Annotated in this window: 10 protein-coding genes; 6 read left to right on the top strand and 4 right to left on the bottom strand. The window is 68.2% G+C overall.

All coding sequences use genetic code 11. The annotated features are described in order from the left end of the window. The first annotated feature begins 17 nt into the window (after window positions 1–17). The gene (gene hrpB, locus ACIQTU_RS08565; protein WP_400545271.1) at window positions 18–2,453 is read left to right on the top strand and encodes an ATP-dependent helicase HrpB; all 2,436 of its coding nucleotides are present in this window, start codon (window positions 18–20) and stop codon (window positions 2,451–2,453) included. 63 nt (window positions 2,454–2,516) lie between these two features. Beyond that, a complete protein-coding gene (locus ACIQTU_RS08560) occupies window positions 2,517–3,806 on the top strand; it encodes an MFS transporter (protein WP_400545268.1) in 1,290 nt (429 codons plus the stop codon). A 3-nt stretch (window positions 3,807–3,809) separates the two neighbouring features. On the opposite strand, the gene ACIQTU_RS08555 is transcribed toward ACIQTU_RS08560, so the two are convergent. Genes ACIQTU_RS08555 through ACIQTU_RS08545 form a run of 3 tightly spaced genes read right to left on the bottom strand, consistent with a single transcriptional unit; the run spans window position 3,810 to window position 6,971 of the window. After that, on the bottom strand, window positions 3,810–4,622 hold the full coding sequence (locus ACIQTU_RS08555; RefSeq protein ID WP_400545265.1) for a TrmH family RNA methyltransferase: 813 nt from the start codon (window positions 4,620–4,622) through the stop codon (window positions 3,810–3,812). Between the two features lies 1 nt (window position 4,623). Next, window positions 4,624–5,520: a class I SAM-dependent methyltransferase gene (locus tag ACIQTU_RS08550; RefSeq protein WP_400545262.1), complete on the bottom strand. Its 897-nt coding sequence runs from the start codon at window positions 5,518–5,520 to the stop codon at window positions 4,624–4,626. Between the two features lie 17 nt (window positions 5,521–5,537). Then, window positions 5,538–6,971 carry a glycosyltransferase gene (locus ACIQTU_RS08545; protein WP_400545259.1) on the bottom strand — a complete coding sequence of 478 codons (1,434 nt, stop codon included), beginning with the start codon at window positions 6,969–6,971 and terminating at the stop codon, window positions 5,538–5,540. Window positions 6,972–7,112: 141 nt separating this feature from the next. Here ACIQTU_RS08545 and ACIQTU_RS08540 point away from each other — a divergent pair, with 141 nt between their 5' ends. From ACIQTU_RS08540 to ACIQTU_RS08525, 4 genes are all read left to right on the top strand, one after another. Continuing rightward, window positions 7,113–7,745 (top strand): TetR/AcrR family transcriptional regulator, encoded by a 633-nt coding sequence (locus ACIQTU_RS08540; RefSeq protein WP_400545257.1) that lies wholly within the window; start codon window positions 7,113–7,115, stop codon window positions 7,743–7,745. Window positions 7,746–7,915: 170 nt separating this feature from the next. Further along, window positions 7,916–8,536, top strand: coding sequence for an ABC transporter substrate-binding protein (locus ACIQTU_RS08535; protein ID WP_400545254.1), 621 nt, complete (start codon window positions 7,916–7,918; stop codon window positions 8,534–8,536). Next, the gene (locus ACIQTU_RS08530; RefSeq protein ID WP_400545251.1) at window positions 8,533–9,522 is read left to right on the top strand and encodes a FecCD family ABC transporter permease; all 990 of its coding nucleotides are present in this window, start codon (window positions 8,533–8,535) and stop codon (window positions 9,520–9,522) included. The genes ACIQTU_RS08535 and ACIQTU_RS08530 overlap by 4 nt, the downstream gene beginning before the upstream one ends. Beyond that, window positions 9,519–10,277 (top strand): ABC transporter ATP-binding protein, encoded by a 759-nt coding sequence (locus ACIQTU_RS08525; RefSeq protein WP_400545248.1) that lies wholly within the window; start codon window positions 9,519–9,521, stop codon window positions 10,275–10,277. Before ACIQTU_RS08530 ends, ACIQTU_RS08525 begins: the two co-directional genes overlap by 4 nt. Here ACIQTU_RS08525 and ACIQTU_RS08520 read toward each other — a convergent pair. Beyond that, a complete protein-coding gene (locus ACIQTU_RS08520) occupies window positions 10,274–12,304 on the bottom strand; it encodes a transglycosylase SLT domain-containing protein (protein WP_400545245.1) in 2,031 nt (676 codons plus the stop codon). The genes ACIQTU_RS08525 and ACIQTU_RS08520 overlap by 4 nt on opposite strands. Window positions 12,305–12,327: the final 23 nt, after the last annotated feature.

Raw genomic sequence — 12,327 nt, 5'->3', positions numbered from 1 at the left:
CGGCTAGAGCCCATCTGATGCTGCCGATTCACATCGTACTGGAGCCGCTGAAAGCGGCCTTGGCCATGACCAATGCGGTCGTTCTGGCCGCCCCGCCGGGGGCGGGCAAGACCACAGTCGTGCCTCTGGCCCTCCTGGATCAGCCGTGGCTGGGCGACCAAAAGGTTCTGATGCTGGAGCCCCGTCGGTTGGCCGCACGGGCGGCTGCTGATCGTATGTCGGCGACGCTGGGCGAGAAGGCGGGTGGCACGGTCGGTTATCGCACCCGGCTTCAGAGCCGCATTGGTCCGGAAACGCGTATCGAAGTCATCACCGAAGGCGTCTTCACCCGGATGATTCTCGAAGACCCGGGGCTGGAGGGCGTCGGCGCCGTCCTGTTTGACGAATTCCACGAACGCAGTCTGGATGCCGACCTGGGGCTGGCGTTGGCGCGCGAGAGCCAGTCGGTACTCCGCGACGACCTCCGCCTGCTGGTCATGTCGGCGACGCTGGATATCGCGGGCGTGTCGAAACTTCTGGACGGCGCGCCGGTGATCGAGGCCGAAGGCCGGATGTTCCCGGTCGAGACCCTCTATCTGGGTCGCAACATCGCGGAGCGATTCGAGGACGCCGTGGCGCGGGCCATCATGCAGGCCCTGGGCGAGCAAACGGGTTCGGTGCTGGTCTTCCTGCCGGGGCAGGGCGAAATCCATCGGACGGTTCAACGCCTGAACGAGCGGCTACGCGATCCCTCCGTCGATGTGGTTGCGCTCTATGGGGCGCTGGACAAGGGCGAGCAGGACCGGGCCATCGAACCGGCGCCGCCTGGTCGGCGCAAGGTGGTGCTGGCGACCTCGGTGGCCGAGACCAGCTTGACCATTGAGGGCGTGCGGGTGGTGATCGACGGCGGACTGTCGCGCGTGCCTCGTTTCGAGCCGTCCAGCGGCCTGACCCGGCTGGCCACGGTCAAGGTCAGCCGCTCGTCGGCGGAACAGAGGCGGGGTCGCGCGGGGCGTGTCGAGCCGGGCGTCTGCTACCGCCTGTGGGACGAGGAACAGACGCGGGGGTTGATCCCGCATCAGCGGCCCGAGATTCAGGAAGCCGACCTGACCGCCTTTGCGCTGGATCTGGCGCGGTGGGGGGCGAAGTCGTTAGAGGGGCTGGCGCTGCTGGACCCGCCGCCCGCCGGGGCGCTAGCTGAGGCGAGGAAGGTGCTGACCCGGCTTGGGGCGCTGGATGTGAAGGGCGACCTGACGGCGCATGGACGACGGCTGACGCGAATCCCACTGCCGCCGAGACTGGCCCACATGGCGGCGGTCGCCTCGGATCAGGACGACGCCCTCAGCGGCGCAAAGATCGCAGCGGTGCTGAGCGAGCCAGGTCTGGGCGGCAACGCCGTGGACCTGCACGACCGGTTGAAGGGGCTGGAGCGCGACCGCTCGCCGAGGGCGCGCGACGCGATGAAGTTGGCCGAACGCTGGGCGCGGGCTGCTGGGGGCGGGAGCGGCGGCGAGGCGGATGCAGGCCTGCTGCTGGCCGAGGCCTTTCCCGAGCGGATCGCGCGTGCGCGCGGCAAACCGGGAGAGGTGTTACTGGCCTCCGGGCGTGGAGCCTTCCTCGATCCGACCGAACACATGGCGCGGGAACCCTGGCTGGCGGTGGCGGAGCTGGGCGGCGGCGATGCGCGCGACCGTATCCGGCTGGCGGCGGCGCTGGACGCCGCGACCCTGGAGGCCGATCTGGCGCACCGGATCGAGGTCGAGGATCGGCTGACGCGCGAGCCGTCCGGCAAGCCGGTGATCCGCCGCATCCGCCGCATCGGCGCTCTGGTTCTGGACGAGAAGGTCGTGGGCGCGCCGGATCGGGCGACCATGACGGGGGCCCTGAAGTCGGAAGTCGAGGCGGGCGGGCTGTCGGCGCTGAACTGGGGCGAGCAGGCGGGAGCGCTGCGGGCGCGGCTGGCCTTCCTGCACGGGCTGGACGCCGCCTGGCCCGATGTGTCGGATGAAGGCCTGCTGGCCCTGCGCGAGGATTGGCTGTGGCCGCTGCTGGACGGGGCGCGGTCGCTGGGCGACATCGGCGACGGCAAGCTGGCCGAGGCCCTGCGCGGTCTGATCCCGTGGGATCTGCAGCGCAAGCTGGACGACCTGGCCCCGCCGCGTCTGACCACGCCGCTGGGATCGGCCTCCATCGACTATGCCGCCGAGGGCGGACCGCGCGTGGAGATCCGGGTGCAGGAGCTGTTCGGGGTCAAGGCCCATCCGACGGTGGGCGGCGGACGTGTGCCGTTGACGCTCAGCCTGCTGTCGCCCGCAAGGCGGCCGGTGCAGGTGACCAAGGACCTGCCGGGTTTCTGGGCCGGATCATGGGCGGCGGTGCGCAGCGAGATGCGCGGTCGCTATCCGCGCCATCCTTGGCCGGAAGACCCCGCCAACGCCGAGGCCACCAGCCGGGCCAAGCCGCGCGGAACCTGAAGCTCAGCTTGACGGGAGATGGCGACGCGCCGCAATGACCGTGCAGCAATGCAAGGATTTCGCGTGGCCGACGCTGCACTCTCACCTCCCTCCGCCTCAAAGCGGAGGATTCTGTTCGCCAGCCTGATCGGTACCACGATCGAGTTCTTCGACTTCTATATCTACGCCACGGCGGCGGTGCTGGTGTTTCCGGCCCTGTTCTTCCCAGGTGAAGACGCGACGACGGCCATGCTGTCGTCCTTCGCCACCTTCTCAATCGCCTTCTTCGCGCGGCCCGTGGGGGCGGTCGTCTTCGGTCACTTCGGCGACAAGGTGGGCCGTAAGGCGACGCTGGTCGCCGCTCTGATGACCATGGGCCTGTCGACGGTGGCGATCGGCCTGCTGCCGACCTGGCATTCGGTTGGGCTGATCGCGCCCCTGCTGCTGGCGTTGTGCCGGTTCGGGCAAGGCCTGGGTCTGGGCGGCGAGTGGGGCGGCGCGGTGCTGCTGGCGACCGAGAACGCGCCTCCGGGCAAGAAGGCCTGGTACGGCATGTTCCCGCAGTTGGGCGCGCCGATCGGCTTCATCCTGTCGACACTGTCCTTCATCATCCTGACGGCGACCCTGTCGAACGAACAGTTCCTGGCCTGGGGCTGGCGCATTCCCTTCATCGCGAGTTCGCTGCTGGTCTTCGTCGGCTTGTGGGTGCGGCTGCGCATCACCGAGACGCCCGAGTTCAAAAAGACCATCGACAAGGCCGAGCGCGTCGAGACGCCCATCCTGACCCTGCTGGCGCGGCACAAGTTCGCCCTGCTGACCGGGACGCTGGCCGGGATGGCGACCTTTGTTCTCTTCTACCTGATGACGGTCTTCGCCCTGGGCTGGGGCACGACGGCGATGGGGTACACGCGCGAGCAGTTCCTGCCGATCCAACTTCTGGGCGTCTGCTTCTTTGGCCTGTTCATCCCGTTGGCGGCGCTGGCTGCCGATCGCTGGGGGCAGGGGCGGACGCTGCTGGTCACGTCCATCGCCATCGCGCTGTTCGGCCTGGCGCTGGCGCCGCTGTTCGGCAGCGGCGGGCTGGCGGGCGTGGTGGCCTTCTTCATCATCGGCTTCAGCCTGATGGGCTGCACCTATGGGCCGCTGGGGGCGGCACTGGCGCGGCCCTTCCCGACGGCGGTGCGCTACACCGGGGCGTCGATGACCTTCAATCTGGCGGGCATTCTGGGGGCGTCGTTGGCGCCGTTCGCGGCGACCTGGCTGGCCGGGCTTTACGGCTTGCAGGCGGTCGGCGCCTACCTGGCCGTCGCCGCCGTCCTGACCATTCTGGCCCTGCTGGGCATGAACCGGATCAGGACAGACGGTGAGGCATAGGGCTTAGATGTCCGTGCCGTAGGCCGCGTCGGTCACGGCATAGACCATGATGCCGGTGGCGATGGCCAGGTTCAGGCTGTCGGCCCGGCCGCGCATGGGAATCTTGACGTTCAGGTCGCATGCGGCGGCCAGTTCGTCGGTCAGTCCGGCCTGTTCATTGCCCATCATGATCAGGGCCGGATGGCGCACCGGACTGTCACGATAGCCGTGCCCGGCGTCCAGACGCGTGCCGATCACGCTGCCCGGCCATTTGGCGCGCCAGGCCAGGAACTCCTCGCGTGACGCCTTGCTGATGGTCACGGCGAAGACCGAGCCCATGGTGGCGCGCACCGCCTCGACCGAGAAGGGATCGACGCAGTCGCCGATCAGGATGACCCCGCCGCAACCGGCGGAATCCGCCGTGCGGATGATCGTCCCCAGATTGCCCGGATCACGCACCTGCTCCAGCGCCACCCAGCAAGGCTTGGCGTCGGGCTGGATGGCGTCCAGCGGGGTATAGACCTGCTCGAACACGCCCAGCACCGTCTGCGGGTTGTCGCGACGGCTGATCTTTTCGAGGATGGCGTGGGTGACGACGATGATCTGGCCGCCCGCCTTGATCGTCTCGGCCTTGGCGCGGTCCAGCAAGGGGTGAGGCCGGGCCTCGTCGCCGACCAGCAGCATGACCGGGGCGCGGCCCTGATCCAGAGCCTCGCCGATGAACTTCAGGCCTTCAGCCAGGAAACGTCCGGTCAGGTCGCGTTCCTTGCGCATGTGCAAGGCGCGGACAGACTTGATGGTGTCGTTGGTCAGGGAGGTGATGACGCGCTCAACCATGTCAGGCGCTCCAACGGGCGAAGAAGGACAGGCCGATGGCGCGGGCGTCCTTGCCGTCCTCAGACAGGGCCAGTTCACCCCAGTCGATGCGTCCGCCGCGATCATACGTCGCCTCGGCCATCATGTGCGCCAGCGACAGACCGGAAATCCGCGCCGCATAGGCGTTCAGCAGGAGGAAGGAGGCGTCGTCGGACAAAAGGGCGGCGCAGTCTTTCAGCAGCCCCGGCATGTCCTCGAACAGGCGCCAGACCTCGCCATTGGCGCCGCGCCCGTATTTCGGCGGGTCCAGAATGATGCCGTCGTACTTCGAACCGCGACGCACTTCGCGCGCCACGAACTTGCGGGCGTCCTCGACCAGCCAGCGGATCGGACGGTCGGACAGGCCGGACAGCTCGGCGTTCTCACGGGCGTAGGCGACCGACTTCTTGGAGGCGTCGACGTGGGTCACGTGGGCGCCTGCCGCCGAGCAGGCCAGGCTGGCCACGCCAGTATAGCCGAACAGGTTCAGGATCTTGGGTTGCTGCAGGGTACGAACACGCGCGTCCAGCCATTCCCAGTTGGCCGCTTGCTCAGGGAAGAAGGCGAGGTGGCGAAAGGGGGTGAAGCGCCCCATGAAACGCACGTCGCGCCATTGCAGCGGGAATGCGTCGATCGGCCCGTGGGCGTCGAAGCGCCAGCGACCGGCGTCCTCTTCCTCCTGCTGCGGATCGAACATGGCGTTGGCGCGCTCGAAGGCCCCTTTGTCATGGGCTTTCCAGAAACACTGGGGTTCGGGCCGGACCACGGTGTAGCGGCCGTAGCGCTCCAGCTTGCGACCATCCCCGCTGTCCAGCAGGGCGTAGTCCGACCAGCCTCGCGTGACGAGGGTTTCGGGCGTGGAGGAAAGAACAGGGGCCATCTGGGGCTGATAGGCGCTCAGGCGGCTGCTCGTCCAGCGTCGACGACCAAAGGCTCAAGGAACTGTGCGGTTTCTTCGCGGGCCACATCCGGGCGATGGGCCGTCTTGTCCCAGCGATGCGGCTCAGCGATCAATCGGACGAAGGCGTGGGCGAAGGCGAGGCTGAGCAGGGACCAATAGAGGGGCGCGGTCAGCATATCCCAGGGCCTGAACGTCGTCCCAGCCCGCCGCGCTCCGATGGCGGTTGTCAGGATCGCCGCCGCAGCGCCGCACAGCAAAACGCCCATACCTAGCCAAGGCGTCGCGAGCAGATGGCGGGTCATCAGCGTCATCAGCAGGAATGCGCCAAACCAGGCGACGGACAGGGCGTGCAGACCGGCTGACGCCAAACCCGCACCCAGTGTCAAGGCTATCGCACACCATCCTTTCCAGCCCATGCCGGAGGTCGAGCGGGTGTGAACCAAGAGGGTCTGCATGTAGCCTTTCAGCCAGCGGGTCCGCTGCGGCAGCCAGTGGACCAGGTCGCCGGGCGGTGTCTCATAGGTCGGGCGGCTGAGGACGCCCAACCGCCAGCCGCGACGCCAGATGCGAAAGCCCAGATCTGCGTCCTCGGTCACGTTCCAGGCGTCCCAGCCCCCCATGGCGCGCAGGGCGGAAACCCGAAAATGATTGCTGGTGCCGCCGAGGGGAAAGGGCAGCCCCATCCGCGCCATGGCTGGCAAAGTGATTTCGAACAGGGCTGCGTATTCAGCGGCGAACTGGCGATCCAGGAAGGGCGAGGTGTCGCGCCCCTTGTGCAGTCGGCGGATGCGCAGCGGGGCTTGCAGACAGACCAGTTCGCCGTCTTCAGCGGCGAAACGAGCAGCGGCCTCCCGAAGTTGAAGCGGATCAGGATCGTCTTCGGCGTCATAAACCGTCAGGAATTCCCCACGAGCAACGCTCAGAGCGTGGTTCAATGCCCGCGGTTTGGTCGTTGGCGCCCCGGGCGGGACAACAAGCACATGAAGCCAGTCCGGCAAGGTCAGCGCACGTGCAGCGTCGATGGTCTCCTGATCGTGAGCCTCCAGCGCCAGATAGCCGTCCATAAGCTCTGACGGATAGTCGAGGTTCGCTAATCGCTCGACCAAGTGCGGCAAGATGGCGGCTTCGTCATAGAGAGCCACCACAATCGAATAACGCGGCAGAGGGGAGGGCGAGGGCGGCGCCGAAACGGGCTCCGCACGATGACGCAGACTGACGATCACCGTCAGAAGCCGCCATGCTACAATGGCCAGAAACCCAACTTCCACCAACAGCAGCAGAATGGTCCCGACGAGCGGCCAGACCATTATGGAAGCCGCCAAAGTGACGCTGACCGAAGCCGCTGCCAGCAATTGCACGGGTGTTGCCGTGACCTTCGCGGCTTCAGCCGCCGCTGTGGCGATCGCCGCCCCAGGCAAACGTCCCTGCATCCAGACCTTCCCCCTCAGGCGTAAAAAGTTAACGCTTATTAAGATTGACGTTATTAATACCTTCGTTCTTTGAATGGCAAGTGATTGGCGATTCGGGACGGTTGCGGCTATGCAGTAGCCATCCCGTCATGGAGTTCTGGATTGCCCGGCGACTTGACCCCAACGCCACGCTCGGCCCGCAAGCCCAAGGGTGAAGGCCATGTCCGGCGCGCAGAGATATTGGCCGCTGCCGAGCGCATCTTCGTCGAGCATGGCTATGAAGGGGCGACGATCCGCAAGATCGCCGACGAGGTCGGCCTGTCGTCGACGGCGCTCTACATGCATTTCGCCGACAAGAGCGAAATGCTGCACGAAATCTGCCGTGGCGCCTTCGAGAGCCTGATTGCGTCACACCAGAAGCTACTGGTTGAGGACCAGCCTGCCGAAGTGCGTCTACGCCGAATGATCGAGGCCTATATCGAGTTCGGCTTTGAAAACCCCAACGCCTATCGGCTGACCTATCTGACCCGCCCCGTCGAAGCACGTGAGGGGGCCCAGACAGTGGCTCAGGAAACCGGGTTTGAGCTGTTCCGGGCGTTTGTCGAAGTGGTCGAGCAGGCCGTGACAGCCGGCAAGATGCGAGGCGACCCCGCCACGATTGCTCAGACCATCTGGGCCTGCGGCCACGGCATCGTCTCACTGCGCATCACCAAGCCCTATTTTGAATGGGCGGATCGTGACGAACTGACCCGAACCATGCTGGACGCCCTGTTCTCGGGGCTGCTCCGACCGTGAAGCTTGCACGCGGGGCCTTGCTGGCTCTTCTCGTCTTCGCGCCCACTATGGTTGAGGCTCGCCCCCTACGGGTGCTGTCGCTGGACCAGTGTGCAGATCAATACGTCCTGGCCTTGGCGCCGGACGCTGAACTCGCCCTCTCGTCTCGAGCGGATGATCCGGACTCATGGATGCGCCAGATGGCACGCGGTCGGCCTCGGGTTCGACCGACGCTGGAGGCGGCCATCGGGTTCCAGCCCGACATCGTGGTCCGCTACTGGGGCGGTGAGCCGCGCCTGCTGGCGGCGCTGGAGAAGCGAGGCACGCGGGTGCTGACCGTCAACGACGCAACCGATATGAACGGGGTCCGCGAGAACCTGAGGTCGGTGGCGCAGGGCCTGGGGCAGGAGGCGCTCGGCCAGGCGCTGATCGCTCATATGGACCGGCGGCTGGCCCAGGCGGCGGGCGGCGGGCGCGGGCGGGAAGCCGTCTATGTCACGCCCGGCGGCTATACGACCGGAACAGGATCGCTGATCGATTCCATTCTGAAGGCAGCGGGTTTCCGCAACGGCGTGACCGGGCCGGGCTATCAGCCGCTCGGGATCGAGAAGATCGCGATGAGCCCGCCGGCCCTGTTCGTGCGGGGCTTCTTCCAGCAATGGCGGTCGGACTGGCGCGGGCCGGGGCGACATCCGGTGGTGGCGCGTGCCGCCAAGGGACGGACGGTCGCGGACCTGCCGGCCTCGACGCTGAGTTGCCCCGCCTGGTTCGCGGCTGACGCAGCGGTCATTTTGGCGGAGGCCGCGCGATGAACAGACATCTGAGCCTGAACCTCGGACTGGCGGCTGCCATCCTTCTGGCCCTGGTCGGGGCGGTGCTGTTGGGCGAGACGGCCCTGTCGACGGCCCAGTATGGACAGGCGCTGGCCGATCCCGCCTCGGGGCCGGGTGAAGTGCTGTGGCAGGTGCGGGCGCCGCGCGCGGTCTGCGCCCTGATGGTCGGGGCGGGGCTGGGGCTGGCGGGGGCGGTGCTGCAAGGTTTGCTGCGGAACCCGTTGGCCGATCCGGGCGTGCTGGGGGTGTCGGCGACAGCGGCGCTGGGGGCGGCGGGAGCCATCGTGCTGGGGGCTGCGGCCATTCCCGGACTGGTCGAAAGCGCGGCTCTGGTTGGGGCGGCGCTGGCCGGACTGTTGCTGGTCGCGATCGCGGCCAGGGTGCGGGCGCCCGAGGCGCTGATCCTGTTCGGGGTGGCGCTGTCCAGTTTCGCCGGGGCGCTAACGGCCCTGATCTTCAACCTGTCACCGTCGCCGATCGCCTCGGCCGAGGTGATGAACTGGCTGCTGGGTTCGGTGCAGAATCGTAGCTGGATCGACGTGGCCTGGGTCACGCCGGCGCTGGCGTTGGCCGCTGTCTTTGCGGCCGGCGCGTCGCCGGGCCTGCGGATGCTGACGCTCGGTGAGGAGGCGGCGCGAACGTCGGGCCTGTCGATGGGCCGGATGCGGGTTCTGGCCCTGGTCGCCTCGGCGGTCGCGGCGGGGGCGGCGGTCGCTGTGGCGGGAGTGATCGGCTTTGTCGGTCTGGCCGCGCCGCATCTGGTGCGGGCGGCCGTGCGGGGTGATCCGGGGCGGCTGCTGCTGCCCTCGGCGTTGGCGGGCGGACTGATGCTGGTGCTGGCCGATCTGGCGGCGCGTCTGATGCCGACCGATCAGGAGTTGAAGCTGGGCGTTTTCACGGCCCTGGTCGGAGCGCCTCTGTTCGCCCTGATCGCCTGGCGAGCGGCGCGGGAGTGGCGGCTGTGAGAGCACTGCTGGAACTGGACGGCGTCGTCGCCCGCATGGGCGCAGCCACTGTGCTGGACGGGGTCAGCCTGTCGGTCGGCGCGGGCGAGTTGGTCGCCCTGTGCGGGCCGAACGGGGCGGGCAAGTCCAGCGCCATTCGGGCGGGGCTGGGGCTGACGGCTCTGCAAAGCGGCATGGCCAGGCTGGGCGGCGAGAATGTGCGGCGTCTGTCCGAGCGCGAGCGCGGGACGCGGGCCGCCTATCTGCCGCAGGAGCGGCACATCGCCTGGAACCTGCCGGCCGTCGAGGTGGCGGCCCTGGGCGCGCCCTTCCTGTCAGGGGCTGCCGCGCTAGGCCGAGCGAAGGCGGCGCTGGACGAAGTGGGGGCGGCGCACCTGGCCGAGCGCGGCGTGGCCGAGATGTCGGGCGGCGAGCGGGCGAGGGTGCTGCTGGCGCGGGCTTTGGTGGTTCAGGCGCCGTTGCTGCTCGCGGACGAGCCGATCGCCGGGCTGGACCCTGATGCTCAGTTGTTGGTGCTGGAGCGTCTGCGAGCGCGAGCCAATGCGGGCGGCGGTGTGCTGGTCAGCCTGCACGACCTGACGTTGGCGGCGCGGATCGCCGACCGTGTGGTCGTTCTCGACGCCGGGCGGGTGGTCGCCGACGGCCCGCCGATCGAGGCCCTGTCTTCCGCCGTGCTGCGCTCGGCCTTCCACCTGGACGGAGTCTGGGTCGAGGCGCCTGACGGGCCGCTGCTCGCGGCCCGTCGCCTGGCTTAAGGCTGGTAGGCGCGAGGGCCGCTGTTGGGCGGGGTGCCGCGCGCGAGGTCAGCCGAGGGCGTCAGCGGGGCAGAGCCGCCGTTCAGGCGGGCGCGATAGACCTGCATGTTTTCCATCACCCGCATCATGTAGTTGCGCGTCTCGGTGAAGGGGGCGCACTCGATGAAGTCGATGGGGTCGACCTGGTTGCTGCGCGGGTCGCCGCAGCGGGCCACCCATTGGGGCGGGCGGGCGGGACCGGCGTTGTAGCCGACCGTCGCCAGCAGAGGCGAACCGCCGAAATTGTTGATCAGCTCGCCCAGGTGATAGCTGCCCAGCTTCATGTTGACGTCGGGATCCCACAGCTGTTCCGCCGAGAAGCTCATGCCCATGCGGCGGGCGACGCCCTGACCTGTTGCGGGCAGAAGCTGCATCATGCCGCGCGCGTCGGCGCCGGAGCGGGCGAGGGGATCGAAGCTGGATTCCTGACGCGCGATGGCCAGGCTGAACTCCGGCGGCGCCGCGCCCGAGACTGCAGGCGGCATGCGCAGCGGATACATGCGTTCAGGCATGACGAAGCCGCGCTGGCTGGCGGCGCGGCCGACCATCATGGAGCCAAACTGGTCGCCATAGCCCTGTATCAGGTCGAACAGCTGGGTCAGGTCGTAGGGCGAGGGCAGGGTGTCGTCGAGGTGATACGCGAAGACCCGCATCAGGGTCTTTTCGCCCGCCGCGCCCAGGATGCGGGTGGCGCGGACGACCTCATTGCCCTCGAAGCGATTGATGTCCTCAGGCGTCGGGGCCGGTTCGCCTGGCAGGGTCAGAGTGGTGATCCCGGCCTTCTCGGCGGCGAGCTGGCCGTAGAAGGTCTGCCAGTGTTCGGCGCCCGCCTTGTACCAGGCTTGCGCGCCCGCGCGATCGCCGCGCGCCTCCGCGGCGCGACCCAGCCAGTAGAGGGCGCGCCCCTGCGTGATCGGGGTCGAGGAGCTGTTGCGCAGGACCTCGAAATGCTGGGCGGCTGTGGCGGGATCATTCAGCTTGGTCAGCGCGACCCAGCCGGCGAAGAATTCGGCGTCCACCTTGCGCTCGCCCGAGGGGAAGCCGTGGCCATTCATGGCGGCGTAAGCGGCGCGGGGATTGCCCTGCTGCAGGGCGTCCAGGAAATAGTTGCGGCGCTCGCTCCACAGGGTGTCCTGGCCCTCCTTGTGCGAGGGCGCGGCGGGCAGGGCGGACAGGAGCGGGAAGGCCTCGGACTGGCGACCAGCCGAGCGCAACAGGCGCACGCGCTCCAGCACCACGGCCGGGTCGTTGGCGACGGCGGGCGACATGCCGGCGACGAGGGCGTCGGGCGAATAGGCGGTGCGCAGGGCCATGGCGGCGCTGGCGGCGGCCTGACGGTCGGCGGGGACCATATAGACCATGGCGCGGGTCGCCGGGCCGTGCGGGCCGAGCAGCAGCATGTTCAGGCGCGCGACATGGTCGTCGGCGTTGAGCCATCCGCCCCAGCGGTTGGCGATCGTGGACTGCTGGGCTTCCTCGAACGAACGGGTGCGCCACCAGTCGCGGATCAGGGCCTGCGCCTCGCGGCGCTGGCCCTTCTGTTCCATTGCCCCGGCCAGGGCGATGGCGCCTTCGGCGGTTGTCGGCGCCGTGCCGTTGAAGAAGGCAATGACGGCATCAGGAGAGGCATTGGCCATGCCCAAGGCACGCTCACCCGCGGCCCGACGCGAATCACCTCGCGGCCAGTTGGCGAGGTCGGTCTGGGCGCGCGCCAGATCTGCGTAGGAAAGCTGTTTGTCCGAGGTGTCGACCAGAGCCCATTCGACCAGTTTCTTCGCTGTGGGGTCGGAAATCCGCGCCATGATCGACTGCGTGCCGATCACGTCGCGCGCGCGGGCTGCAGCCAGACCTTGCTGGAACAGCTCCATGTCCTGGCCGCTGATGACGCCATTCTGGCTGGAGGAATAGGGCGCAGGCGTGCTGTTCAGCACGTCCTGGGTCGGCGGAGTCAGAATCGCCAGGGCGGCGGCCACGGTCGTCGCGATCATCAGATGTCCGATCCTCATTCATC

This window comes from Brevundimonas sp. NPDC090276 (assembly GCF_044772165.1).
Lineage (GTDB): Bacteria > Pseudomonadota > Alphaproteobacteria > Caulobacterales > Caulobacteraceae > Brevundimonas.
This window is presented reverse-complemented; position numbering and strand designations above follow the sequence as displayed.